Source organism: Leisingera sp. S132 (assembly GCF_025144465.1).
Classification (GTDB): domain Bacteria; phylum Pseudomonadota; class Alphaproteobacteria; order Rhodobacterales; family Rhodobacteraceae; genus Leisingera.
Window position 1 is genome coordinate 3,657,437 of sequence record NZ_CP083553.1, and the last position, 25,197, is coordinate 3,682,633.

The window sequence follows — 25,197 nt, forward strand, 5'->3', positions numbered from 1 at the left end:
GCCTGCGCCTGCATCAGACGCAGCAAAGCTGACGCGCATCATACCCGGCTGTCTCCAAAATAATGTAAAGCAACTGCCCGCTGCCCCTTGCTGCCGTTCCGGGGCAGCGTTGCGTTTGTTCCGTTTCTCATTACCATTCAGCACTCACTCGAGCCCCATCTTCTTCATCATGGCTTCCAGCCGCGGCACATCTTCCGGGTTGTTCAGTTCCCAGAACTCGCGGCCGCGCGCCTCCACCTCAACACACAGCACCTTGCGCCCGTTCTCCAGAAACCGCAGCTGCTCCAGCCCTTCGAGCCGTTCCAGCGGCCCTGTTTCCCAATCAGGATACGCCGCCAAGGCATCCGGACGGTAGGCATAGACGCCGACATGGTGAAAGACCGGCGTATTTTCGCCATCGCCATATGTCTGACCGCAATAAGGCACCACCTCCTTGGAGAAATAGAGCGCACTATGGTCCGCGGCAAATACTGACGTGGTGCCGCCGACGCGGCCGGCCTTGCGGTCGGCCAGCAGGCTGTTCAGCGTCTCACCGTTGCAGCGCAGCACCGGTGTGGCCAGACCCATGCCCGGAGCCGCCCGAAGCCCGGCCACCAGATCCTCGACAAACCAATGCGGGGTCAGCGGCGCGTCCCCTTGCAGATTCACCACAATCTCATAACCGCCGCCCAGCGCTGCATGCGCCTCGGCGCAGCGTTCAGTGCCATTGCCGCAGGTCTCCGAAGTCATCACCACTTCGGCGCCAAAGGCTTCGGCTGCCTGCCTGATGCGATCATCATCAGTCGCCACCACCACCCGGTCCACGCCTTGCACCGAACAGGCCGCCCGCCAGGAGCGTTCCACCAGCGTGCGGGCCTCACCGGTGGCACCGGTCAGCGGCACCAGCGGCTTGCCGGGATAGCGGGTGGAGGCGTAGCGGGCGGGGATGACGATCAGAACGGACATCAGGCTTCCTTCAGTTCCACAGCTGGTGCATAGGCGATGAAGAACGGGTTCGCATAGCCCTCTTTACCGTATTTCAGCGGGGAATGATCGTCAAAACGCACCACCCTGCCGCCCGCACCCGCCAGCACCGCATGGCCCGCGGCAGTGTCCCACTCCATGGTGCGGCCGACGCGCGGGTAGATGTCCGCCTCGCCGGTGGCCACCAGGCAGAACTTCAGCGAGGAACCGGCGCTTTTGCTGTCCTTCACATTGTACTTGCCGATGTAGTCATCCGTAGCCTGATCGCGGTGCGACTTTGATGCCACCACCATCAGCGCCGAATTGTCGCTGTCGGCGACCCGGATGGGGCGGGTTTCGCCAATCGTCTCCGGATCAAAGGCGCCGGTCTCCTCGACCGCGCCGCCATCGGCCAGAGTGAAGAACATCCGCTGCCGTGCCGGCGCATAGACCACGCCACGGGTCGGCACGCCCTGTTCCACCAGCGCGATGTTGACGGTGAAATCGCCGCGGCGGTGGATGAATTCCTTGGTGCCGTCCAGCGGATCGACGATCAGGAAGGTATCGCCGCGCTCCTTGTGCGAGGCCGCCTGCTCCTCGGTGACCAGCATCATGTCCGGAAACGCTGCCCGCAGCCCTTCCGAGATCAGTGCATCCGCTGCCTCATCCGCTTCGGTCACGGGGCTGTCGTCGGATTTCACCTTCACGTCGAAATCGTCGGAATTGTAGATCTCCATGATCTTCGCACCGGCCTCGATGGCCAGCTTGCGGATCACGGGCACCAGGTCTTCATAGGTCACGCGGGTCTCCCTGATACGGGTTTAATTGAAAATTTGCCTCTTGCCCCTTATGATCCGCAGACAGCAGAACGGCAAGCAGCCGCATCAGATAAGAGCAGAGAACGCAGGTTCATGTTTCAGCAGCGCACACAGCCTTCCTGGATGTCCGGCTTCTTCGCCTTGTGCGAGGTGGTGTTTCATTCCATCGTGCGCAGTGTCCGCTCCAAGCACAACAATGCTTTCATCGCGCTTGGCCTGAACCTGCTGCAGACGATTTTGTTCGTGCTGGCCTTCTATGTCATGTTTGCAGTTCTGGGCCTGAGGGGCGCGGCCATCCGCGGCGATTTCCTGCTCTATGTGATGTCTGGCGTCTATCTGTTCATGGTCCACACCAAGACTGTCAGCGCCGTTGCCGGCGCCGAGGGCCCCAGCAGCCCGATGATGCAGCACGCGCCGATGAACACGATGGTGGCCCTGCTGTCCGCCGCCATTGGCGCGCTATATATTCAGGTTCTTTCGCTGATCATCATCCTGTTTGCCTACCACGTCGCCTACACGCCCGTGCACATCGAGGAACCCATTCCTGCATTCGGCATGGTGCTGCTGTCCTGGATCACCGGGTTCAGCGTCGGGCTGGTGTTTCTGGTGCTGAAACCCTGGGCGCCAAGCTTTGTCAGCATCCTGATGATGATCTACCAGCGCGCCAACATGATTGCCTCGGGCAAGATGTTCCTCGCCAACACGCTGCCCAGCTTCATGCTGGCGATGTTCGACTGGAACCCGCTGTTTCACTGCATTGACCAGGCCCGCGGCTTTGTTTTCATCAACTACAACCCGCATTTCAGCTCCTGGCAGTATGCGGCCTGGGTGGCGCTGGTACTGATCGTGATCGGCCTGATGGGCGAATTCTATACCCGCCGCCATGTCTCCCTCAGCTGGAACGCGCGGCGGTGACGGGGCTGCGCGCCGCAGCCGTCCTCTGCCTGGCACTCCTGGCTCTGCCCGCCGCTGCGCAGCAGTATCCCGCGCTCCACAGTGTCACCGGTGTTGCAGCTGATGATGTGCTGAACATCCGCAGCGCCCCCTCTGCCAGCGCTGCAATCATCGGAACCCTGGCGCCGGATCAAACCGGGGTGGAAGTGATCCTGGCGGACGGCAGCGGCAAATGGGGCCTGATCAACAGCAGCGAGCAATCCGGCTGGGCCGCCCTGCGGTATCTGGACCGTGTCTCTACCAGCAATTGGCACGAGCAGCCGGACCAGGCTCTGGAATGCTTCGGCACCGAGCCCTTCTGGTCCCTGTCCCTGGATGAGGCATCTTATCTGAGGACACAGGACGAGCCTGCCATCCCCTTTGTGCTCATGGCGCGGCAACCGGCAGCAGGCCACCGCGGCAAATCCGGCTTCCATGCAGTCAGCCGGATAGACAGCGCCTTATCCATTCCAGACATCCGCAGCCTTTCCGGCACGCTCACTGGCCAGCTCTGCACGGACGGCATGTCAGACAGGGCCTACGGCATCTCCATCGACTTGCTTCAGTTTCGAAAGGCCGGTCAGCTGGACGTCCTGACCGGCTGCTGCTCGCTGGCGCCCTAGCCGCCACCCCCAAGACTTTTCAGAAAAAGTCTTGGCAAAAGTTTTTTCTCAAAACTTTTGCGCTCCGCCGGCCTCACGTCACCACCCTGAGGGTCAGGTTGATCCGCCCGCCCTTGGGCAAGAGCCGCGACGACTTGAACCGGATCCGGTCCACACCGTGATAGGCCAGCCGCGCCTCGCCCCCCATCACAACCACATCGCCCGAGCTCAGCCAGAGTGATTCCGTCTTGCCGCCCCGCGTCCGGTTGCCGATCCGGAACAGCCCGTCATCGCCCAGGGAAATTGAGACAACCGGAAAGGAGAAATCCGCTTCATCCCTGTCCTGGTGCAGCCCCATCCGGGCTCCCTCTCCATAGTAGTTCAGCAGGCAGCATTCCGGCTGCCGCTCCAGCCTGGTCAGCTCTGCCCAGATCTGCAGCACCTCCGCCGGGACTGCCGGCCAGCCGCGCCCCGCCGGGTGCTGTTCCGCATAGCGGTACCCCTTGGCATCCGAATACCACCCGAACCGCCCGGCCGAGGTCATCCGCACCGACATCTGCCCGCCGCCGGGCACCGTGGGGGAAAACAAGGGCGCCGCCTTCAGCACCGGCCGCAGCGCCTCAATCAGCGCCGCCTGCCGCGACGGGCTCAAAAACCCCTTGTGAACATCAAATCCGCGCACCCGCAGCAGGGTCATTGCCGTTCATCCATCCTTAACCATGACCCGTGCAAAAAACCGCATTGATTCACGCCTCCAGGCGTGCACTGGCGCTTGCAGGGCCGTTTTCACGCCCCTATATACGCCGGGACGCGGCAAGGTGCAGACCAAACCGCAACTTCCATCGGGGCCAGGATGCCGCAACGGGTTCAGGCCTCGGGTAATCGCCTTGAGTAGTAAAAAGGGATCGCAAATGAGCAAAGTTATCGGCATCGACCTGGGTACCACCAACTCCTGCGTGGCCATCATGGATGGCTCCCAGCCCCGCGTGATTGAAAACGCCGAGGGCGCGCGCACCACCCCGTCGATTGTTGCCTTCACCGACGACGAGCGCCTGGTCGGCCAGCCGGCCAAACGCCAGGCCGTCACCAACCCCGACAACACCGTGTTCGGCGTCAAGCGCCTGATCGGCCGCCGGTTCGACGACCCCGCCGTCGAAAAAGACAAGAAAATGGTGCCGTTCTCCATCGTCAACGGCGGCAACGGCGACGCTTGGGTCGAAGCCAAGGGTGAGAAATACTCCCCGTCGCAAATCTCCGCCTTCACCCTGGGCAAGATGAAGGAAACCGCGGAATCCTACCTGGGCGAGGAAGTCACCCAGGCGGTGATCACCGTGCCCGCCTACTTCAACGACGCCCAGCGTCAGGCCACCAAAGACGCCGGCAAGATCGCGGGCCTCGAAGTGCTGCGCATCATCAACGAGCCGACCGCGGCTGCGCTGGCCTACGGCCTGGACAAGGAAAACACCCAGACCATCGCCGTCTATGACCTCGGCGGCGGCACCTTCGACGTCACCATCCTGGAAATCGACGACGGCCTGTTCGAAGTGAAGTCGACCAACGGCGACACCTTCCTGGGCGGCGAAGACTTCGATATGCGCATCGTCAACTACCTGGCGGATGAGTTCAAAAAGGAAAACGGCGTCGATCTGTCCAAGGACAAGATGGCCCTGCAGCGCCTGAAAGAAGCCGCTGAAAAAGCCAAGATCGAACTGTCCTCCACCTCGCAGACCGAGATCAACCAGCCGTTCATCTCGATGGACCCCTCCTCGGGCCAGCCGCTGCACCTGGTGATGAAGCTGACCCGCGCCAAGCTGGAAAGCCTGGTCAACGACCTGATCAAGCGTTCGATGGATCCGTGCAAGGCGGCCCTCAAGGACGCAGGCCTGTCCGCCTCCGACATTGACGAGGTGGTTCTGGTCGGCGGGATGACCCGGATGCCGAAAGTCATCGAAGAGGTCTCCAAGTTCTTCGGCAAGGAGCCGCACAAGGGCGTGAACCCGGATGAAGTGGTTGCCATGGGTGCTGCCATCCAGGCGGGCGTTCTGCAGGGCGACGTCAAGGACGTGGTGCTGCTCGACGTGACCCCGCTGAGCTTGGGCATCGAAACCCTGGGCGGTGTCTTCACCCGCCTGATCGACCGCAACACCACCATCCCGACCAAAAAGTCGCAGGTGTTCTCGACCGCGGAAGACAACCAGAACGCCGTGACCATCCGCGTGTTCCAGGGTGAGCGTGAAATGGCGGCCGACAACAAGATGCTCGGCCAGTTCAACCTCGAGGAAATCCCGCCGGCACCGCGCGGCATGCCGCAGATTGAGGTGACCTTTGACATCGACGCCAACGGCATCGTGTCGGTTGGCGCCAAGGACAAGGCGACCGGCAAGGAACAGCAGATCACCATCCAGGCATCCGGCGGCCTGTCCGACGACGACATCGAAAAGATGGTCAAGGACGCCGAGGAGAACGCCGAGGCGGACAAGGAGCGCCGCGAGCTGATCGAAGCCAAGAACCAGGCCGAATCGCTGATCCACTCGACCGAGAAATCGGTGGAAGAGCATGGCGACAAGGTCGATCCCTCCACCGTCGAAGTGATCGAGCTGGCCGTGGCCGCGCTGAAGGACGATCTGGAAAACGAGAAATCGACCGCCGAGAAGATCAAATCCGGCATCCAGAACGTCACTGAGGCCGCGATGAAACTGGGCGAGGCGATCTACAAGGCGCAGGCCGAAGAATCCGACGACGAGCCGGCAGCCGCTGACCAAGCCGCAGGCCCCGGTGACGACGACATCGTCGATGCCGAATTCGAAGACCTGGACAACGACAAGCGCTAACGCCTGACCACTCAGGCCAAGGCGGGCCGGTCCGACCCCGGACCGGCCCATTTTCGTTGAGGCAGATGGGGTAACCGATGTCAAAACGTGACTATTACGACGTTCTGGGCGTCGCCAAAGGCGCCACCGCAGACGAAATCAAAAAAGGCTTTCGCAAGAAGGCCAAGGAACTGCACCCCGACCGGAATTCCGACAATCCGGACGCCGAGGCGCAGTTCAAGGAAGCCAACGAGGCTTACGACGTCCTCAAGGACGCCGAGAAAAAGGCGGCCTATGACCGCTTTGGCCATGCCGCCTTTGAAAACGGCATGGGCGGCGGCCAGCGCGGCGGCGGCGGCCAGGGCTTTGGCGGCGGCGATTTCTCCTCCGCCTTCTCCGACGTGTTCGACGACCTGTTCGGCGATTTCATGGGCGGCCAGCGCGGCGGCGGCGGCGGACGCCAGCGTGCATCGCGCGGCGCAGACCTGCGCTACAACCTGCGCGTCTCGCTGGAGGAAGCCTTTGCTGGCCTGCACAAGACCATCAAAGTCCCGGCCTCCGTTTCCTGCACCTCCTGCGAGGGCACCGGGGCCGAAGGCGGCGTCGAGCCCACCACCTGCCCGACCTGCTCCGGCATGGGCAAGGTCCGCGCGCAGCAGGGCTTCTTCACCGTTGAACGCACCTGCCCGACCTGCTCGGGCTTGGGCCAGATCATCAAGAACCCGTGCAAGTCCTGCCACGGCCACGGCCGCGTCGAAAAGGACCGCTCGCTGTCGGTGAACATCCCGGCAGGCGTCGAAACCGGCACCCGCATCCGCCTCGCGGGCGAAGGCGAAGCCGGCCTGCGCGGCGGCCCTCCGGGCGATCTCTACATCTTTGTCGAGGTTGGCCCGCACAAGCTGTTTGAGCGTGACGGCAACAACCTCTACTGCCGGGTGCCGGTCAGCATGGCCAAGGCTGCGCTTGGCGGCTCCATCGAGGTGCCGACCATCGACGGCGGCCGCGGCCGGGTGCAGATCCCCGAGGGCAGCCAGTCCGGCCGCCAGATGCGCCTGCGCGGCAAGGGCATGCCGGCCCTTCGCGGCGGCGCCACCGGCGACATGTTCATCGAGCTGGCGGTGGAAACCCCGATGAACCTCACTGCCCGCCAGAAGGAGCTTCTGCGCGAGTTCGAGGACATCTCCGAGGAAAACACCAACCCCGAATCCCGCAGCTTCTTCTCTTCGGTGAAAAGCTTCTGGGATGGCATGAAGGGGTGAGGTCCGTCTAGGAAACCGTCCGGTGGACGATTTCAGGGCTGAACGGGCGGAGCCCCGGCCACCAGCCGCAAACGACGCCACAGAAAGCGCCCCCAATCCGGGGCGCTTTTCTTTTGCGCATCCTCTACGCAACTCCAAGCCCCGGACGCCCCACGCCGCACCGCGGCGGTGCACAGGGGGTGTACAGGGGGTGCACGCCTGTCACCCCCCTGCTGCCGCCCCTCCGCCGCTCTCGCACGGCGCCCATTAACACTTCCTCAACCATGATGGCCGCACCATGGCGCCATGGCACAGGACCCCGCATTCGAGGACGTCTCCCTGCCGCTGTTTCCCGGCAGCGAGGAGGCCCCTGCGGCCCCGCTCTCCCCCGGCCGTCTGCCCTCCTACATCAAAGATCACCGCGCCCGCCTGAGGGAGCGTTTCATGACCGGAGGCGCTGCGGCGGTGCCCGATTACGAGCTGCTGGAGCTGGTCCTGTTCCGCTCCATCCCGCGCCGCGACGTGAAACCCTTGGCGCGGCAACTGCTTGATACCTTTGGCGATTTCAACCGCGTGGTGACGGCCCCGCCGGAACGGCTGGCGCAAGTGAAGGGCATCGGCGATGCGGTCATCACCGACCTCAAGGTGCTGGAGGCCGCCGCCCACCGCATGGCCCGCGCCCGGGTGATGCAACGCCAGGTGATCTCCAGCTGGGACGCTCTTTTGGATTATTGCCACACCACCATGGCGCACCGCGAAACCGAACAGTTCCGCATCCTGTTCCTGGACCGCAAGAACGTGCTGATCGCCGACGAGGAGCAGGCCCGCGGCACCGTCGACCACGTGCCCGTATATCCCCGCGAGGTCGCCAAACGCGCCCTGGAACTGAACGCCAGCGCCTTGATTCTGGTGCATAATCACCCATCCGGCGACCCCACCCCCTCGGACAGCGATATCGGCATGACCGACCAGATCCAGGCCGCCCTGACGGCGCTGGGAATCACCCTGCACGATCATCTGATCATCGGAAAATCCGCCGAACTCAGCTTCCGCGCCCAGGGCTACCTGTAGCGGTTGATTTGTTCAGTCATCAGCGGTTTAGGGAGGAAGTGGTGAGCCGTGCAGGATTCGAACCTGCGACCCACTGATTAAAAGTCAGTTGCTCTACCAACTGAGCTAACGGCCCACTTCTTCGTCGCGGTCTAAGTGTTTTTCCCAAAAGGTTCAAGCACTTATTTCGCTTTGGTCCGGCGTGGCGGTGTGTGTCACGCTGTCCCGATAGGCGGCGTATCTAGGGCCAGTGCGGCGGGGGGTCAACCCCTTTTTTCAACTTTTCTCACCGAAGGCTGGATTCATCTCCGCGCCGGGTCTATATGCCCGCCATGAGCACCTCGGCAGACACAAATCTCCCCTTCATGAAGATGCACGGGCTGGGCAACGACTTCGTCGTCGTCGACGCGCGCGCGCATGACTTCGTCATTACGCCGGCTATGGCCAAGGGAATAGCGCACCGCCAGTTCGGTGCCGGCTTCGACCAGCTGACGGTGATCTCCAGCGGGCCGGGCGACGCGCATCTGACCTTCTACAATGCCGACGGCTCCACCTCCGCGGCCTGCGGCAACGCCACCCGCTGCATTGCCCGCCACCTGATCCTGGAAACCGGCAAGCCGGAGCTGCACCTGACCACCGACCGCGGCGACCTTTACGCCCGCGACGCCGGCAACGGCCTCACCTCCGTCAACATGGGGGCGCCGCAGCTGGACTGGCAGGATATTCCCCTGGCCGAGGAAGCGGACACGCTGGAGCTGCCGATCGAGGGCGGCCCCACGGCCACCGGCATGGGCAATCCGCACTGCACCTTCTTTGTCGAGGACGCAGAGGTCATCCCGCTGGCGGAGTTTGGCCCCCGCTACGAGCACCACCCGCTTTACCCGCAGCGCACCAACGTGCAGGTTGCCCAGGTGACCGGCCCCGACCGCATCCGCATGCGCGTCTGGGAGCGCGGCGTGGGGGTTACACTGGCTTCCGGCTCCTCCTCCTGCGCGACAGCCGTTGCAGCCGCACGGCGCGGGCTGACGGGCCGCAAGGTGCAGATCGACCTGGACGGCGGCACCCTGTGGATCGACTGGGCCGAGGACGGCGTCTGGATGACCGGCCCGACCATGCATGTGTTCGACGGAACCTTCACCCGCGAATTCCTGGAGAGCCTGGCATGAGCGTGCCCAAGTTCACCACCCTCGGCTGCCGCCTGAATGCCTATGAGACCGAGGCGATGAAGGAGCTGAGCCAGCAGGCGGGCCTGGAGAACGCCGTGGTGGTGAACACCTGCGCCGTGACCGCCGAGGCCGTGCGAAAGGCGCGCCAGGAAATCCGCCGCTTGCGCCGGGATAACCCGGAGGCGCCAATCATCGTGACCGGCTGCGCGGCCCAGACAGAACCGGAAACCTTTGCCGCTATGGAAGAGGTCACCCGAGTCATCGGCAACACCGAGAAGATGCAGCCCGAAACCTGGCAGCAGATCGCCAAGGGCCCGGATTTCATCGGCACCACGGAAAAGGTCCAGGTTGACGACATCATGTCGGTGACGGAGACCGCAGGCCACCTGATCGACGGTTTCGGCACCCGCTCCCGGGCCTATGTTCAGGTGCAGAACGGCTGCGACCACCGCTGCACCTTCTGCATCATTCCTTATGGCCGCGGCAACTCCCGCTCGGTCCCTGCCGGTGTGGTGATCGACCAGATCAAACGGCTGGTGGACAGAGGCTATAACGAGGTGGTTCTGACCGGCGTGGACCTCACCTCCTGGGGGGCTGACCTGCCCGCACAGCCCCGTCTGGGCGATCTGGTGATGCGGATCCTGAAGCTGGTGCCGGACCTGCCGCGGCTGCGCATTTCCTCGATCGATTCGATCGAGGCGGACGAGAACCTGATGCAGGCGATTGCCACCGAACCGCGGCTGATGCCGCATCTGCACCTGTCGCTGCAGCATGGCGACGACCTGATCCTCAAACGTATGGCTCGCCGCCACCTGCGCGACGACGCCATCGCGTTTTGCGAGGAGGCCCGCCGCCTGCGCCCGGAGATGACCTTCGGCGCCGACATCATCGCTGGTTTTCCGACCGAGTCCGATGCGCATTTCGAGAACTCGCTGAAACTGGTCACCGACTGCGATCTGACCTGGCTGCATGTCTTTCCCTATTCCAAACGCGAAGGCACCCCGGCAGCGAAGATCCCGAACCAGGTGAACGGCACCGTGATCAAGGACCGCGCCGCCCGGCTGCGCGCCGCAGGCGATGCGCAGGTGCAGCGCCACCTGGCGGAGCAGATCGGCAAGACCCACCGCATCCTGATGGAAAACCCGCATATGGGCCGCACCGAGCAGTTCACCGAGGTGGCATTTGCGATCCCTCAGGAAGAAGGCCAGATCGTCACCGCCGCCATTACCGGTGCGGCAGGCAGCCAACTGGTGGCCTGAACATGGGGGGAATTGCTTTCCCCGCTCCTACCCGTTAAATCTCACAGCACAGGTCCCGGATACCTGCCGCTCGCGGCCTCTGGCCATGGTGAAATCCGGACAAGGTTTATCCTGACGCCTGGGTGCACGCCCGGACAGCAACGCGAGCCCTGTCTGCAACGGCACATGCACCCTTTTGCGAAAGGTACATCCATGCAGACCAACTCTGCCCTTCCTTCTGTTGCGCAGCTCAAGGCCGAAGCCCGGCTCTTGCGCAAGCATTCCAAGTCCCAGAGCCAGCCCATCCCCCACAGCACCGCCCTGGAGCGTATCGCCCAGTATTACGGTTTCCGCGACTGGAACACGCTGCACGCCCGCGCCTCCAACGCGCCGGAGCTGCAGGTGGGGATGCGGGTCGAGGGGCGCTATCTGGGCCAGCCGTTCACCGGCTATGTCCACGGGCTGGCGGCCTGCGGCAGCAATGGCCACCGGCGGATTACGCTGCAGTTCGACGCGCCGGTGGACGTGGTCCGGTTCGACAGCTTCTCGTCCTGGCGCCAGCGGGTGTCCGCGGTGATCAATGCTGACGACCGCTCGCCGCAGAAAACCTCCAACGGCCTCCCGCATCTGACGGTCAGCCCGCTGGCATAACCCCGCAATAACGAGAAACCCCCGCAAGCATCACTTGCGGGGGTTTGATGTTTCCAAGCTTTGGTCAGCCGCCAGGGATCAGTGCTTGCCCTTATGCGGCGCCCACAGGCGCTTGTTGGTCAGGTACAGCATCACCGACAGCAGGGTCAGGAACAGCACGCCGACAAAACCGGCCTGCTTGCGCGCCATCATCTTGGGCTCTGCGGTCCACATCAGGAAGGCCGCGACGTCTTGCGACATGGCGTCCACATCGTTGGCGTGGCCGTCGGCGAATTCCACCTGCTCATCCGACAGCGGCGGCGCCATCGAGATCCAGCCGCCCGGGAAGGCGGTGTTTTCATAGAAGGTGGTGCCTGCTTCTTCCTTGGACTCACCGGTGTAGCCAGCCAGCAGCGAGGCGATGTACTCGGCACCGCCCATGCCTTTGAACAGCTGGTTGATGCCCAGGCCATAGGGGCCGTGGAAGCCCGCACGCGCCTTGGCCATCATGCTGAGGTCCGGAGCGCCTGCGTTGTTGTTTTCCGGGAAGAAGTCGACCGGTTTGGCCGGGCGGTCCTCATCCAGTTCCGGATCGTAGACACTGAAGTTGTCAGCTGCATAGGCACGCACCTGATCTTCCGGCATCTGCGGGCCGCCCTCGTCGGACAGGGTGCGGATCGGCACCAGCTTCAGCCCGTGGCAGGCTGCGCAGACTTCGGTGTAGATCTGCAGGCCGCGCTGCAGCTGATTGCGGTCGTAGGTGCCGAAGGGACCCTCAAACGAGAAGTCGTAATCTTCGACATGGCCTGCCCCGCCTGCTGCGAAAGACGCAGCAGGGATCAGGGCCAGAGCGAAGGCGGCACCGGTTGCCAGTTTCTTGAACATTGCTAGGTGTTCCTTCTTCTTACTCGGCAGGAGTGGCGTCTGCAGAAGATTTCTTGCCGTAGTGGGCGTCGAAATCCTCTTCGATGGTTGCAGGCTGAGCCAGCGGCTTCTCGATCACACCCAGCAGCGGCAGGATCACGAAGAAGTAGCCGAACCAGTAGGCCGATGCGATCAGCGAGAACGATGCATAGGGCTCTTCCGCCGGCATCGCGCCCAGCCACATCAGGGCAAAGAAGTCGACAACCAGCAGCGCAAACCACCATTTGAACATCGGGCGGTAACGGCCCGAACGCACGTTGGAGGTGTCCAGCCAGGGTGCCAGCGCCATGGCCAGGATCGCGCCGAACATGGCGATCACGCCGAAGAACTTCGCATCCACGATGCCGCCGGTCACGAAGGACGCGAACTGCACCACCCAGACCTCGGAGGTGAAGGCACGCAGGATCGCGTAGAACGGCAGGAAGTACCATTCCGGAACGATGTGCGCGGGCGTCACCAGCGGGTTGGCTTCAATGTAGTTGTCCGGGTGGCCCAGGTAGTTCGGCATGAAGCCGACGATGGCCCAGAAGATCACCAGCACAACGGCCAGGCCCAGGAAGTCCTTGATCACGAAGTACGGCCAGAACGGCAGGGTGTCTTTCTCGGCTTCCGCCTTGGACCCTTTGCGGACATCAACACCGGTCGGGTTGTTGTTGCCGGTGGTGTGGAAGGCCCAGATGTGCACGATGACCAGCGCTGCGATCACGAAGGGCAGCAGGTAGTGCAGCGAGAAGAAGCGGTTCAGGGTGGCGTTGTCCACCGCCGGTCCGCCCAGCAGCCATGTCTGGATCGCTTCGCCGATGAACGGGATCGCGCCGAACAGGCCGGTGATAACGGTGGCCCCCCAGAAGGACATCTGGCCCCAGGGCAGCACGTAGCCCATGAAGGCGGTGCCCATCATCATCAGATAGATCAGCATGCCGACGATCCAGGTGACTTCGCGGGGCGCCTTGTAGGAGCCATAGTACAGGCCGCGGAAGATGTGGATGTAGACGGCAACAAAGAACAGCGAGGCGCCGTTCATGTGCAGATACCGCAGCATATGGCCGCCGTTCACGTCGCGCATGATATGTTCGACAGAGGCGAACGCCAAGTCAACGTGCGGGGTGTAATGCATCACCAGGACGATACCGGTGACGATTTGCAGCGCCAGGCAGAACGCCAGGACGATGCCCCAGATCCACCACCAGTTCAGGTTCTTGGGGGTGGGGATCATGATGGTGTCATAGATCAGGCCGACGATGGGCAGGCGGCTGTGCAGCCACTTTTCTGCGCCTGTCTTCGGCTCGTAATGGTCGTGCGGAATACCGGACATGAGCGCGTTTCCTTATCCCAGCTTGATGGTGTTGGCGTCGGTGAACTCAGCCACCGGCACGTGCAGGTTCTCCGGCGCCGGGCCTTTGCGGATGCGGCCTGCGGTGTCGTAGTGCGAGCCGTGGCAGGGGCAGAACCAGCCGTTGAATTCGCCGGCACCGTCGCCCAGCGGCACACAGCCGAGGTGGGTGCAAACACCCATCATCACCAGCCATTCACCGGCGTCGTCCATGGTACGGTTCACGTCAGCCGCGTCGGTGCCCGGCTTGTTGGCGTTTTCCGACCGCGGGTCGATCAGTTCGGACAGCTCCACGGCACGGGCGGCCTCGATCTCTTCCTGGGTGCGGCGGCGGATGAACACCGGCTTGCCAAGGAACATGACCGAGATTTGCGTGCCAACTTCCACGCCGCTGACATCGACCAGGATCGAGGACAGCGCTTTCACGTCGGCGGAGGGGTTCATCTGGTTGACCAGGGGCCATACGGCGGCACCCGCGGTCACTGCCCCGGCGCCGGCAGTGGCGTAGTAGAGGAAATCTCTCCGGGTTCCTTCGTGGTCTTCTGCGTGGGACACGAGGTTTTCTCCAATTCCAGCGCCCGTTTAGGGCAAACATGCGCATGCACCGCGATTGCTCGCAGTGACTCAGGCGCGTGTCTAGCGGGGAGAAGCCGCTTCGTCCAGCGGTCATAGGCGCGCAGAAAGCCGCAGACGGCAATTCTGTCACGCCTGAGTGACAGTGCCGCACCCATATCTGTGCGGCACATGCATGTTTCAAGGGCCGGTGCTCAGGCCGCGGGCGGTTTTGTCGCCTGCATCGCCGGGCGCGATTCGAAATCAGCGAACCAGTCCGCCAGCGCCTCATTGCCCTGGCGCCAGTTGGTTTCGGGGTGGCGGAAATCCACATAGGCCAGTGCGCAGGCCACCGCGATCTGGCCGATATCCAGCGGCCCCTGCAGATGGCTCATCCAGCGCGCATTCAGCGCTGCGCAGCCGCCCAGCACCTTGCCCTGCTGCGCCTCCAGCCAGTTGTCCCATTGTTTTTCTTCGGGACGCAGCCGTTTTTCATAAGACATCAGCACCGCCGCATCCATGATTCCGTCTGCAGTGGCCTCCAGCACCTTGCTGTCCCAGCCGCGGCCATACAGCCTGCCGCCCGCGCGGTCGTCCAGATAGGCGCAAATCACCCGGCTGTCATAGAGCGCCGGCCCGTCGTTGCGTTCCAGCGCCGGGATTTTGGCCAGCGGGTTGCTGGCCTTCACATCCGGGCTGGGCTTCAGGGGCGTGGTGGTGACGTCGAGGATCTCGACATCTTCCAGCTGCCCGGTTTCATGCAGCAGCACCACAACCTTGCGCGCAAAGGGGGATGATTGGGAATATGTGAGCTTCATTGGAAATCCTCCGCTGTTTGGCCGCAGCCTACTGCAAGCGGGCCTGAGGGGAAGGGGCAATTGCAGCCCTGCAGGCCATGACAGCACGCTAGGACCTGACCGGCCCCTGCCGCATCAGCCCTGCCAGCTCCTCCAGCTCTGCACCCATGCCGCCGGCTATGGCCTCTGCCGCTGCGGCGCGCGCAGCATCCGGCTTGTTCTGGCTCAGCTTCCAGGTGCCATCGGTACCCGTGATCCGCATCCGGGCGGGCACAATCATCCGCATCATCCGCGCCAGCGCCTCCGCGTCCATCTTGGCCGTTGTCCAGGGCGGCTTCGGCGCCAGCCGCGCCTCATAAAACGCCGACTGCCGGTCCAGCAGGCCGCGCAGTTCCCCCTCCGGGCGCAGCTCCAGCACGCCGGTCAGATGCACCGCGACATAGTTCCAGGTCGGCACCTGATCCGGCACCCCGTACCAGTCCGGCGAGACATAGCCATCCGGCCCGCTGACGGCGATCCTGGCCGGGCGCGCTTCCTTCAGCAACCGCACAATCGGATTGGAGCGCACCAGATGCAGATCCGCCCATTCCCCGTCGTCGGACATCAGGAACGGCACATGACTGATCAGCGGCGCCTCCTTCGTGGACACGGCCAGCACGCCAAAGGCCCGCGTACGGGCATACGCCAGGTTCTGCGCCGTCGCAGCGTCATGGAAAACCGGATTGGGATGCATGCTCTTTCTCCTGTGCCTGCCCGTCCCGCACACCATGGAACCCGGCTTTGCAATTTGAAAGCGCCACTTCCCTGCTCGGGAACAATACCAATTTCACGTCCCGGCCGCGCGTCTGGCGTTCCGATCTTGAAATCGGCTGCGCCGCTTGGCAATGTCCGCGTGTTCTCAGGGCGGGGCGGAATTCCCCACCGGCGGTAAGCGGGCCAGTCCCGTAAGCCCGCGAGCGGCTTCCGAGGTTTTGGAAGTGTCAGCAGATCTGGTGCGACTCCAGAGCCGACGGTCACAGTCCGGATGGAAGAGAACGTGCATACGAGCCACGGACGACGTGCGCCCGTCTGCTCGTGATCGCCTTGGGTGACGTGTCAGAAGCACAAGGAGATTACGATATGACACACACCCGCTATGCCTTCATCAAGGCGCAATGGCATGCCGATATTGTCGACCGCGCGCTGGAAGGCTTCCTGCAGCTGATCCCGGCGGAGCAGGTCGACGTGTTCGACGTGCCCGGCGCCTTTGAAATGCCGCTCTTGGCGCAGGAGCTGGCAAAAACCGGAAAATACGCTGCCGTGGCCTGCGCCGCGCTGGTTGTGGATGGCGGTATCTACCGGCATGATTTCGTGGCCCAGGCCGTGGTCGACGGGCTGATGCGCGCCGGCATGGACACCGGGGTGCCGGTGCTGTCGGTCTCGCTGACCCCGCATCATTTCCAGGAAACCGAGCACCACATGGCCATCTACCGCGCGCACTTCGTGCAAAAAGGCAACGAAGCCGCCAGTGCAGCCCTGATGATCACCAAGACGCGGGAGGCCGCACTGGCCGCATAATCGCAGCACTTACAGTGCATTACACCATACACCAGCCCGCCGCACCCGCGGCGGGTATCCAGGACGAAGCTCTGCACAGTGAATTAACCATCTGTTTATAATAGAGGTTTCGCAGCGAAACCCCTTTTCACCTGCACCCCGCCGCATCCGCCCTCGGCAGCGGATCAGGCAGATCCCAAATACGCCTTCAAGGCAGGCGGCGGGTTGTCCAGAAGCTCCGCCGTTGCCTGCGGCTCATGCGCCCTGCCGTCCGCCACCAGCACCACCTGGTCCGCGATCCGGCGGGCGTCGTTCGGATCATGGCTGACCATCAGCACCGTGGCACCGCTTTCGCGCGCCAATTCCGCCACCAGATCCAGCATCTCTGCCTTCAGCGCCGGGCCAAGCGCGGCAAAGGGCTCATCCAGCAGCAGAATGTCGCGCCCCTGCACCAGCACCCGCGCCAGCGCCACCCGGCTTTGCTGCCCGCCCGACAGCGCAGCGGGCTTGCGTGCATCCATACCGCCAAGGCCAACCCGCTCCAGCGCGGCCTCAACCTGGCGCCACTCCGCCGCGCTTAGCCGCAGGTTTGCTTGCAGCCCCAGCGCCACGTTCTGCGCCACGGTCAGATGCGGGAACAGGTTACCGTCCTGAAACAGCATCGCCACCGGCCGCTTTCCCGGCGCCTGGCGGGTCAGCTCCGCGCCCTTCCATCGGATGCGCCCGCGGGTCACCGGCAGGAAGCCCGCAATCGCCTCAACCAGTGTGGATTTCCCGGCCCCGGACGGGCCGATCACTGCCACGCAGGCACCGGACGCGATCTCCAGGTCCGCCTCCACCGCATAATCGCCGTTCATGATCCGGCAATTCTCAAGCCTCAGCATGCCAGCGCCCCCCGCGGTCCAAAATCCAGAATGCGCCCATCGACAGCATCAGCAGAAGCAGCGCCGCACCCGCCGCCGCCTCCATCCGGTAGGCCCCCATCAGCCGGTAGATCTGCAAGGGCAGCGTTGCGAAATCCGGATCGGCAAACAGCGCCACCACGCCAAGGTCGCCCATCGACAAGGCGACCGCCAGTCCTGCAGCAAACCCCGTCTGCGCCCGCATCCGCGGCAGGTAAACCCGGCGCACAAAGGCCCAGCCCTGCATGTCCAGCGACAGCGACAGGCGGCCATAGCGCCCCAGCACCTCCCGCGCCCGCGGCACCAGGATGCGCATGGCAAAGGGCAGCGCCATCACCGCATTGACCAGCGCCGTCACCGGCAGCGCCAGGGCAAACGGGTCCGCGATCGGGTAGATCAAAATGAACAGCCCGGTGCCGATTACCAGCGGCGAGGCCGCAAGGCCGAGGATACCCGACAGTTCGGTGATGCCGCTGCGTCCGGCAGCCGCCGCAGCGGCCATCGGCAGGGCCAGCATCAGCAGGATCACCGTGCTGAGCATCGCCACCAGAATGGAGTTCCCTGCCGCCTGCCAGACGGAGCCCTTCAAACCCGCCAGACCCGGCAGACCCGCCAGCACAATCGCCGCCAAAGGCAGCAGCAGAAACGCGGCGGACAGGACAATCCAGACCCCGTCCAATCCGCGCGCCAGGGCAGTCCGCCCGTCCCAGCGCTGCACAGCGCGGTCGAGGCCTGCACCAAAGCCCTCCCCCGCCGACACCCGCAGCGCCACCAGCGCGGCGGCACCGGTCAGCACCAGTTGCAGGCCGGACAGCAGCGCCGCACGGCCCAGGTCGAAATCAAACCGGAACGCCTGATAGATGGCGAGTTCAATGGTCGTCGCCCGCGGCCCTCCGCCCAGGGTCAGCGCCACCGCAAAGCTTGACAGGCAAATGGCGAAAACAACCGCCAGCGCGCCGGGCGCCACCCGCCGCAGCATCGGCCCTTCCAAGAGCCGCCACATCGCCAGCGGCCCGGCATCCAGCTGCGCCGCCAGGCGGAAGCGTTCGGCGGGAATCTCCTGCCAGCCCTGCAGGATCAGACGCGTCGCCAGCGGCAGGTTGAAGAAGACATGGGCCAGCACCACCCCGTGCAGTCCGTAAATCTGCACCGGCTCCAGCCCGAACAGCGACAGCAGACTGCTCAGCCACCCGGCGCGGCCGAAAACCGCCAGCAAGCCAAGGATGGCCACAATGACAGGAAGGATGAAGGGCGCGCCCAAAAGCGCAATCAGCAGGCTCCGCCCCGGAAACCGCCGCCGGGCCAGCGCGCGTGCTACCGGCACCGCCAGGCCGACGCTCAGCAGCGCCGACAGGCTTGCCTGGGTCAGCGTGAACCGCAGCGCAGCCCAGTCGCTGGCGCCAAACCCGGTGCCGGCCTCGGCCCTGAGGGCCACAGCCCCCAGCGTCCCCAGAATCAGCGCCGCCACCAAAAGGGCCGCGCTGATACCGGGGTAAGCGCTTACTGGCTGAGCGCGTCCAGCCATTCGCCCAGCGCCGCATCGCGCACCTCTGCGGCCTCAGTCTCGCTTAGCAGCAGCGATTTCTCCGGCGCGATCAGGGTGCCGAACCCTTCCGGCAAGCCTGCCGCCGGGGTCACCGCCGGATACATCCAGTTGGTGGTCGGAATGATCGACTGGAACGCATCCGACACCATGAAGGCCAGGAACTGGTCCGCCAGTTCTGGCTGATCGGTGTTTGCCAGCTTGCCGGCAACTTCCACCTGCATGTAATGCCCCTCGTCAAAGGCCGCTGCCGCCTTGGAGCCGTCCTCCTCGGCAATCAGGTGATAGGCAGGCGAGGTGGTGTAGGAAAGCACCATATCGGCCTCGCCTTCCAGGAACATGCCATAGGCCTCGGACCAGCCCTTGGTCACCGTGACCACGTTGTCTGAAAGGCCTTTCCAGATTTCCGGCGCCTCGTCGCCATAGGCGGCCTTGACCCACAAGAGCAATCCCAGACCGGGGGTCGAGGACCGCGGGTCCTGAATCACAATCTTCTTGTCGCTGGCGGCCAGCGCCTTGAAATCCGCAGGTGCCGCAGCATCGGCGTTGTGGACAAAGGCGAAGTAGCCCCAGTCATAGGGCACAAAGGTTGCGTCGTCCCATGCAACCGGCAGCGCATAGTCGGCGCTCACGGAATGGTCTGCAAACAACCCGGTTTCCTTGGCCGCCGCGGTCAGGTTGGTGTCGAGGCCCAGCACCACGTCCGCGTCCGAGCGTTCGCCCTCCAGCTTGACCCGCGCCAAGAGCGCCGCGCCGTCGCCAGCACCCACCAGTTTCAGGTCGCAGCCGCAGACCTCTTCAAACGCCTTTTCCACCGCCGGGCCGGGGCCCCAGTCGGACACAAAGCTGTCATAGGTATAAACGGTGAGTTCGGGCGTTTCGGCAAAAGCGGCCGAGGCGCCAAGCAGTCCCGCTGCAAATGCAAGATGTTTCATGCCATCCTCCTTTGCGGCTTTGGGCAAGGGTGGAGGCTGTCCAGTACCTTCCCTCCGCCGGTGTGATCCGGTTCAGGTTCAACGGGTGTCATCTCAGCGCCGAAGCGCACCCCGAGGTGGCGCGGACATTATGCCCCAGCCGCAACAAAGACAAGCCAAAGCCATGCCAGGACCTACGCTTCAGGCAAACTGGACCGCTGCCGGTACCGGTCCCCTGCCCCCCCCCTGTGCCATCCGCCGCAGAGGAATCCGCTTGAGGCACAGCCCCCTGCCCGCTAAGCACGTCCCGCAAAGGAGACCGCGCCTCATGTCGATGAACAGCTTTGGACACCTCTTCCGCGTCACCACCTGGGGCGAGAGCCACGGGCCCGCGCTTGGCGCCACCGTCGACGGCTGCCCGCCGAATGTGCCGCTGGAGCCGGAGATGCTGCAGCAGTGGCTGGATAAACGCCGCCCCGGCCAGAACAAGAACACCACCCAGCGCAATGAGCCGGATGCGGTGAAAATCCTGTCCGGCGTGTTTGACGGCATGTCCACCGGCACGCCGATCCAGCTGATGATCGAAAACACCGACCAGCGGTCCAGGGATTACGGCGAGATTTCCCAGACCTTCCGCCCGGGCCACGCAGACATCACCTATTTCCAGAAATACGGCAACCGCGACTACCGCGGCGGCGGCCGGTCCTCTGCGCGCGAAACCGCGGCGCGGGTTGCTGCGGGCGGTGTTGCACGTGAAGCAATCAAGGCGCTGGCGCCGGGGCTGGAGATCAAGGGCTACATGACCCGGATGGGCGAGCTGGAAATCGACCGCAGCCGCTTTGACTGGGACGCGATCGAGCAGAATGACTTCTGGATCCCAGACGCAGGCGCGGTGCAGGAATGGGAAGACTATCTGCAGGGCCTGCGTAAGGCGCATGATTCCGTTGGCGCTGTGGTTGAGGTTGTGGCCAGGGGTGTCCCCGCAGGCATCGGCGCGCCGGTTTATGGCAAGCTGGACACCGATCTGGCCGCCGCGATGATGTCGATCAACGCCGTGAAGGGCGTCGAGATCGGCGAAGGCATGAATGCCGCGCGCCTCAAGGGCTCTGAAAACGCCGATGAGATCTTCATGGGCGAAAACGGGCCGGAGTATTCATCGAACCACGCCGGCGGCATTCTGGGCGGCATCTCCACCGGGCAGGAGGTGGTGGTGCGCTTTGCAGTCAAACCGACCTCCTCGATCCTCACCCCGCGCCAGTCGATCCGCAAGGACGGCTCTGCCACGGAAGTGATCACCAAAGGCCGCCACGACCCCTGCGTCGGCATCCGCGCAGTGCCTGTGGCCGAGGCGATGATGGCCTGCGTGATCCTGGACCACCTGCTGCTGCACCGCGGTCAGATCGGCGAAAACCAGGGCCGTCTCGGCTGACCTTCCGGCTCTAATAAGGGGTTTTCTGAATAGTCTAAAGGCGAGGTTTGCTGATGCAGGCGTCGCCTTTCTTCTTCGCTCAACCGTGCTCGCCCGCGCATTGGCTGTGATCGCCCAGCGCCGTCAGCACCTTGCAGCAGCCGCCGCTGCCGCCGTCGCACAGGTGGCTGATCCGCTCCAGCTCGGACGCAAGCTGCTGCAGCTTGCGGATGCGGTCCCGGACACTGGCCAGCTGGCTGCGGGCAATCCGGTCGGCCTCTGCGCAGTCATCACCCAGATGCCCGTCCAGCCCCATCAGCGCCTTGATGTCCTCCAGCGGGAACCCGAGGTCACGCGCATGCTTGATGAAGCCCAGCGCATCCATGCCGTCCTGCCCGTAGCGGCGCTGGTTGCCGGCATTGCGGCCCGGCTCCGGCAGAAGGCCGATTTCCTCGTAATATCGGATGGTAGGCACTTTGACACCGGTCTCCTTGGACAGCTGGCCGATGGAAAACATGCGCAAACCCTCTTGATGCTCTAGTGACTAGAGGCCCTACATTGATCTCGAATCAGGAATGAGGACAAGAGCAATGGCAGGCTGCTGCAATCACAACGCCCGGTTTGACGGGGTATCGGACGATTACAAACGCAGGCTTTGGCTGGTGATCGCCATCAACGCCGGCATGTTCGCGGTGGAAATGGGCGCGGGCCAGATGTCCGGCAGCCAGGCGCTGAAAGCGGACGCTTTGGACTTTCTGGGCGACGCGCTGACCTATGGCATTTCACTGGCGGTGATCGGCGCCACCCTGCGCACCCGTGCGCTGGCTGCCCTGGGCAAGGGCGTCAGCCTGCTCTTGATGGGCATGTGGGTCTTTGGCTCCACTGTCTATCAGGTTTTCTACGTGGGCGTGCCGCAGGCTCAGATCATGGGAGTTATCGGCTTCATGGCGCTGGCGGCCAACCTGATCTCGGTCATGCTGCTGGCCCGCTACAAGGACGGCGACGCCAATGTGCGCTCGGTCTGGCTGTGTTCGCGCAATGACGCCATCGGCAACGTGGCGGTGATGATTGCAGCCCTGGGGGTCTGGGGCACCGCAACCGGCTGGCCGGACCTGATCGTGGCCGGAATCATGGGCGGGCTGTTCCTGAACTCCGCCTTCCAAATCCTGGTGCAGGCGGTGCGGGAATGGCGCGAGGAAGAGGCTAATTCAGCGGCGCACCAGCACTAGGGCAGTGACCGTCCGCGGGCGGAAGCGAAGCGCCCGCCCGTGGGGCGGACGGGCGCTGCCCGGGCGAGTGTTTTTTAGCTGAACAGCCCTGCGTATTCCTCGCGCAGGGCTTTCTTCTGCACCTTGCCCATGGTGTTGCGCGGCAGCGCGTCCAGCAGGATGACTTCTTTCGGCTGCTTGAACCTGGCAAGCTGGCCGGAGAGCGCCGCATTGATCGCCTCGGCACTGGTACCATCCCCATGAGGTACAACCACGGCCACCACACCCTCGCCAAAGTCGGGATGCGGCACGCCGATCACCGCGCTTTCCAGGACCCCGGGCAGGTCGTCGATCAGGCTCTCGACCTCCTTGGGGTAGACGTTGAAGCCGCCGGTGATGATCAGATCCTTCTCGCGCCCGACAATGGTGACATAGCCATCGGCGCCGATCTTCGCCATGTCGCCGGTGATGAACCAGCCGTCCGGCCGCAGCTCCTCCGCTGTCTTCTCCGGCATCTGCCAATAGCCCTGGAACACATTGGCCCCGCGCACCTCCAGCACGCCGATTTCGCCGGCGGGCACCTCGGCACCGTCCTGCATCACCCGCGCCTCCACGCCAGGCAGCGGGAAACCGACGGTGCCCGCGCGACGCTCGCCCTCATAGGGGTTCGACGTGCTCATATTGGTTTCGGTCATCCCGTAGCGTTCCAGGATGCGGTGGCCCGTGCGGGCCTCCCATTGCTCATGGGTATCCACCAGCAAGGGTGCGGAGCCGGAGATGAAAAGCCGCATATTGGCGGCGCGTTCCTTGGTCAGCCGCGCATCCGCCAGCAGCCGGGTATAAAACGTCGGCACCCCCATCAGCACGGTCGCCGTTGGCATCGCCTTCAGGATTGCATCCGCATCGAACCCCGGCAGGAACACCACCTGGGCGCCCGCAAACAGCGCCACATTGGTCGCCACAAACAGCCCGTGGGTGTGGAAGATCGGCAGCGCATGGATCAGCACGTCGTCCTGGGTGAACCGCCAAGTGTCGCGCAGGGTCAGCGAGTTCGACGCCAGATTCTCATGGCTCAGCATCGCCCCCTTGGACCGGCCCGTGGTGCCGGAGGTATAGAGAATCGCTGCCAGATCATCCGCCTGCCGTGACACGGGTGCAAACCCGGACTGGCCATCCGCCAGATCGCGCAAGCTCCCCTGCCCCGCCGCATCCAGCGTCAGCACCTTGGCCGCGCCGGAGATCGCGCTGATCTCTTCCAGCCGCGCCGGGTCGCACACCACCACCCGGGGCGTCGCGTCGCCGACAAAGTACGCCACCTCCGGCCCGGTATAAGCCGTGTTCAAAGGCAGGAAGATGCCGCCGGCCATGACGGTGCCAAGGTACAGCTCAATCGCCTGAATGGTTTTGTCGACCTGCACCGCCACCCGGTCGCCGGGCTGCACGCCCTGCGCCGCCAAAGCCGCCGCCATCCGCTCCGCCCCGGCAAACAATGCGCCGAAGGTGACCGTTCCGCCGTCCGGCAGCCGGGCAAACACTTCGTTCTCACGCCCCAGGGAGGACTCGCGCAGCTGGCGGATCAGGTGGTTGGCGTCATACATCGGCAGCTCCTTCATCAAACGGCGCCATTTGCGCGGCTTGATGTGCCGAAATCAAGCCATTGATCTTTGCGGCGCTTGGGCGCAGGGTCGCGCCATGGCAAAATCCTTAACATCGCATCGGCCTGTGCTGGCGGTCCTCTTGAAAGTGACCGCCATTGCGCTGTTCACCGCGCTGTCCGGGATCATCAAGGCCACCTCGGAAACCGTGCCCGCTGGCGAGGCAGTGTTTTTCCGCTCCTTCTTTGCCATTCCGGTGATCGTCATCTGGCTGGCAACGCGCGGAGAGCTGCGGCACGGGCTGATCACCAAAAAGCCGATGTTTCACGTGTGGCGCGGACTGGTGGGCACATCGGCGATGGGCATGACCTTCATGGGGCTGGCGCTGCTGCCGCTGCCGGAGGTCACCGCCATCGGCTATGCCACCCCAATCTTCACGCTGATCCTTGCGGCACTGTTTCTAGGAGAAACCATACGGCTGGTGCGGATCAGCGCGGTGGCGATCGGCCTGTTGGGTGTGCTGATCATGATCTGGCCGCGACTGGGTAGCGATCTGGGCGATGGCGCCATGCTGGGGGTGCTGCTGGTGGTCGGCGCCACCGTCGCCCGCGGCTTTGTGCAGATCCACATCCGCCGCATGGTGCAGTCCGAACATACCGCGGCCATTGTGTTCTATTTCTCGCTGACCGCTTCGGGCCTGGCGCTGCTGACCGCCCCCTTCGGCTGGGTGATGCCGGATGCGCAAACCGCCGCGCTGCTGGTCAGCGCCGGGCTGGTCGGCGGGGTGGCGCAGATCCTCGTCACCTCCTCCTACCGCTTTGCGCCGGCCTCGATGCTGGCGCCCTATGACTATGCCTCAATGATCTTTGCCATCGTCATCGGCTACATCTGGTTCGACGAATGGCCAACGCTGGTGATGCTGGCCGGCGCAGCGCTGGTGATTGCCGGCAATGTGCTGGTGATCTGGCGCGAGCACCGGCTGGGCCTGCGGCGCGGCAAGGCCAAGCCGCTGATCGACCCAAAGGGCGGATAACAGGCTCTACGAAAGTAGAGCCTGC

At 63.9% G+C, this 25,197-nt stretch carries 25 protein-coding genes, 1 tRNA gene and 2 riboswitches; of the genes, 12 read left to right on the forward strand and 14 right to left on the reverse strand.

Translation table 11 applies throughout. From position 1 onward, the window contains the following. Positions 1-144 precede the first annotated feature (144 nt). Together K3725_RS18020 and cysQ are read right to left on the reverse strand one after the other, a co-directional pair. Entirely contained in the window at positions 145-945 is an 801-nt protein-coding gene (locus K3725_RS18020) for a 3-deoxy-manno-octulosonate cytidylyltransferase (protein ID WP_260016621.1), read from the reverse strand. Further along, positions 945-1,742, reverse strand: a complete 798-nt coding sequence (gene cysQ / locus K3725_RS18025; RefSeq protein ID WP_260016622.1) for a 3'(2'),5'-bisphosphate nucleotidase CysQ — start codon at positions 1,740-1,742, stop codon at positions 945-947. The genes K3725_RS18020 and cysQ overlap by 1 nt, the downstream gene beginning before the upstream one ends. A gap of 111 nt (positions 1,743-1,853) precedes the next feature. Here cysQ and K3725_RS18030 point away from each other — a divergent pair, with 111 nt between their 5' ends. Together K3725_RS18030 and K3725_RS18035 are read left to right on the forward strand one after the other, a co-directional pair. Then, positions 1,854-2,675, forward strand: coding sequence for an ABC transporter permease (locus tag K3725_RS18030; protein ID WP_260016623.1), 822 nt, complete (start codon positions 1,854-1,856; stop codon positions 2,673-2,675). Beyond that, complete coding sequence (locus K3725_RS18035) at positions 2,672-3,316, forward strand: SH3 domain-containing protein (protein ID WP_260016624.1); 645 nt, start codon at positions 2,672-2,674, stop codon at positions 3,314-3,316. Before K3725_RS18030 ends, K3725_RS18035 begins: the two co-directional genes overlap by 4 nt. A gap of 73 nt (positions 3,317-3,389) precedes the next feature. Here K3725_RS18035 and K3725_RS18040 read toward each other — a convergent pair whose 3' ends face one another. Next, complete coding sequence (locus K3725_RS18040) at positions 3,390-3,992, reverse strand: alpha-ketoglutarate-dependent dioxygenase AlkB (RefSeq protein ID WP_260016625.1); 603 nt, start codon at positions 3,990-3,992, stop codon at positions 3,390-3,392. Between the two features lie 214 nt (positions 3,993-4,206). Here K3725_RS18040 and dnaK point away from each other — a divergent pair, with 214 nt between their 5' ends. The 3 genes from dnaK (at position 4,207) to radC (ending at position 8,414) form a co-directional block, all read left to right on the forward strand. Next, entirely contained in the window at positions 4,207-6,126 is a 1,920-nt protein-coding gene (gene dnaK, locus K3725_RS18045; protein WP_260016626.1) for a molecular chaperone DnaK, read from the forward strand. A 77-nt stretch (positions 6,127-6,203) separates the two neighbouring features. Further along, positions 6,204-7,364, forward strand: coding sequence for a molecular chaperone DnaJ (gene dnaJ / locus K3725_RS18050; protein ID WP_260016627.1), 1,161 nt, complete (start codon positions 6,204-6,206; stop codon positions 7,362-7,364). 285 nt (positions 7,365-7,649) lie between these two features. Next, the gene (gene radC / locus K3725_RS18055) at positions 7,650-8,414 is read left to right on the forward strand and encodes a RadC family protein (RefSeq protein ID WP_260016628.1); all 765 of its coding nucleotides are present in this window, start codon (positions 7,650-7,652) and stop codon (positions 8,412-8,414) included. Positions 8,415-8,453: 39 nt separating this feature from the next. On the opposite strand, the gene K3725_RS18060 is transcribed toward radC, so the two are convergent. Further along, positions 8,454-8,529: transfer RNA gene (locus K3725_RS18060), tRNA-Lys, on the reverse strand. A gap of 187 nt (positions 8,530-8,716) precedes the next feature. Here K3725_RS18060 and dapF point away from each other — a divergent pair. From dapF to K3725_RS18075, 3 genes are all read left to right on the forward strand, one after another. Next, complete coding sequence (gene dapF, locus K3725_RS18065) at positions 8,717-9,559, forward strand: diaminopimelate epimerase (RefSeq protein WP_260016629.1); 843 nt, start codon at positions 8,717-8,719, stop codon at positions 9,557-9,559. Then, positions 9,556-10,818 (forward strand): tRNA (N(6)-L-threonylcarbamoyladenosine(37)-C(2))-methylthiotransferase MtaB, encoded by a 1,263-nt coding sequence (gene mtaB / locus K3725_RS18070; protein WP_260016630.1) that lies wholly within the window; start codon positions 9,556-9,558, stop codon positions 10,816-10,818. Before dapF ends, mtaB begins: the two co-directional genes overlap by 4 nt. Positions 10,819-11,010: 192 nt before the next feature. After that, the gene (locus tag K3725_RS18075; protein ID WP_260016631.1) at positions 11,011-11,448 is read left to right on the forward strand and encodes a glyoxalase superfamily protein; all 438 of its coding nucleotides are present in this window, start codon (positions 11,011-11,013) and stop codon (positions 11,446-11,448) included. Positions 11,449-11,526: 78 nt separating this feature from the next. Here K3725_RS18075 and K3725_RS18080 read toward each other — a convergent pair whose 3' ends face one another. The 5 genes from K3725_RS18080 to K3725_RS18100 all read right to left on the reverse strand — a co-directional run bounded on the left by K3725_RS18080 (position 11,527) and on the right by K3725_RS18100 (position 15,766). Continuing rightward, positions 11,527-12,312 (reverse strand): cytochrome c1, encoded by a 786-nt coding sequence (locus tag K3725_RS18080; RefSeq protein ID WP_260016632.1) that lies wholly within the window; start codon positions 12,310-12,312, stop codon positions 11,527-11,529. Positions 12,313-12,331: 19 nt separating this feature from the next. After that, the gene (gene petB / locus K3725_RS18085) at positions 12,332-13,666 is read right to left on the reverse strand and encodes a cytochrome b (RefSeq protein ID WP_039184890.1); all 1,335 of its coding nucleotides are present in this window, start codon (positions 13,664-13,666) and stop codon (positions 12,332-12,334) included. Between the two features lie 12 nt (positions 13,667-13,678). Beyond that, complete coding sequence (petA, locus tag K3725_RS18090; RefSeq protein ID WP_039147478.1) at positions 13,679-14,239, reverse strand: ubiquinol-cytochrome c reductase iron-sulfur subunit; 561 nt, start codon at positions 14,237-14,239, stop codon at positions 13,679-13,681. Positions 14,240-14,451: 212 nt separating this feature from the next. Continuing rightward, on the reverse strand, positions 14,452-15,054 hold the full coding sequence (locus tag K3725_RS18095) for a glutathione S-transferase (RefSeq protein ID WP_260016633.1): 603 nt from the start codon (positions 15,052-15,054) through the stop codon (positions 14,452-14,454). An 88-nt stretch (positions 15,055-15,142) separates the two neighbouring features. Beyond that, positions 15,143-15,766 (reverse strand): FMN-binding negative transcriptional regulator, encoded by a 624-nt coding sequence (locus K3725_RS18100; RefSeq protein ID WP_260016634.1) that lies wholly within the window; start codon positions 15,764-15,766, stop codon positions 15,143-15,145. Positions 15,767-15,923: 157 nt separating this feature from the next. Beyond that, positions 15,924-16,073, forward strand: a riboswitch (FMN riboswitch). A gap of 79 nt (positions 16,074-16,152) precedes the next feature. On the opposite strand from K3725_RS18100, the gene K3725_RS18105 reads away from it, so the two are divergent. Further along, positions 16,153-16,590 (forward strand): 6,7-dimethyl-8-ribityllumazine synthase, encoded by a 438-nt coding sequence (locus K3725_RS18105; protein WP_260016635.1) that lies wholly within the window; start codon positions 16,153-16,155, stop codon positions 16,588-16,590. 164 nt (positions 16,591-16,754) lie between these two features. Here the strand turns inward: K3725_RS18105 and K3725_RS18110 are convergent, their stop codons facing one another. The 3 genes from K3725_RS18110 to thiB are packed head-to-tail and all read right to left on the reverse strand — an operon-like array spanning position 16,755 to position 19,949. Further along, the gene (locus K3725_RS18110; protein WP_260016636.1) at positions 16,755-17,453 is read right to left on the reverse strand and encodes an ATP-binding cassette domain-containing protein; all 699 of its coding nucleotides are present in this window, start codon (positions 17,451-17,453) and stop codon (positions 16,755-16,757) included. Next, on the reverse strand, positions 17,440-18,996 hold the full coding sequence (locus tag K3725_RS18115) for a thiamine/thiamine pyrophosphate ABC transporter permease ThiP (RefSeq protein ID WP_260016637.1): 1,557 nt from the start codon (positions 18,994-18,996) through the stop codon (positions 17,440-17,442). Before K3725_RS18115 ends, K3725_RS18110 begins: the two co-directional genes overlap by 14 nt. Further along, positions 18,972-19,949 carry a thiamine ABC transporter substrate binding subunit gene (gene thiB / locus K3725_RS18120; RefSeq protein ID WP_260016638.1) on the reverse strand — a complete coding sequence of 326 codons (978 nt, stop codon included), beginning with the start codon at positions 19,947-19,949 and terminating at the stop codon, positions 18,972-18,974. The genes K3725_RS18115 and thiB overlap by 25 nt, the downstream gene beginning before the upstream one ends. A gap of 32 nt (positions 19,950-19,981) precedes the next feature. Beyond that, positions 19,982-20,073, reverse strand: a riboswitch (TPP riboswitch). Between the two features lie 183 nt (positions 20,074-20,256). Here thiB and aroC point away from each other — a divergent pair. Further along, complete coding sequence (gene aroC / locus K3725_RS18125; RefSeq protein ID WP_260016639.1) at positions 20,257-21,357, forward strand: chorismate synthase; 1,101 nt, start codon at positions 20,257-20,259, stop codon at positions 21,355-21,357. 79 nt (positions 21,358-21,436) lie between these two features. On the opposite strand, the gene K3725_RS18130 is transcribed toward aroC, so the two are convergent. Further along, on the reverse strand, positions 21,437-21,853 hold the full coding sequence (locus tag K3725_RS18130; RefSeq protein WP_260016640.1) for a helix-turn-helix domain-containing protein: 417 nt from the start codon (positions 21,851-21,853) through the stop codon (positions 21,437-21,439). 73 nt (positions 21,854-21,926) lie between these two features. Between K3725_RS18130 and K3725_RS18135 the strand changes: the two genes are divergently transcribed. After that, complete coding sequence (locus K3725_RS18135; protein ID WP_260016641.1) at positions 21,927-22,565, forward strand: cation transporter; 639 nt, start codon at positions 21,927-21,929, stop codon at positions 22,563-22,565. 74 nt (positions 22,566-22,639) lie between these two features. Here K3725_RS18135 and K3725_RS18140 read toward each other — a convergent pair whose 3' ends face one another. Then, a complete protein-coding gene (locus K3725_RS18140; protein WP_260018636.1) occupies positions 22,640-24,142 on the reverse strand; it encodes a malonyl-CoA synthase in 1,503 nt (500 codons plus the stop codon). 94 nt (positions 24,143-24,236) lie between these two features. On the opposite strand from K3725_RS18140, the gene K3725_RS18145 reads away from it, so the two are divergent. Then, a complete protein-coding gene (locus tag K3725_RS18145; protein WP_260016642.1) occupies positions 24,237-25,172 on the forward strand; it encodes a DMT family transporter in 936 nt (311 codons plus the stop codon). The last annotated feature ends 25 nt before the right edge of the window (positions 25,173-25,197 follow it).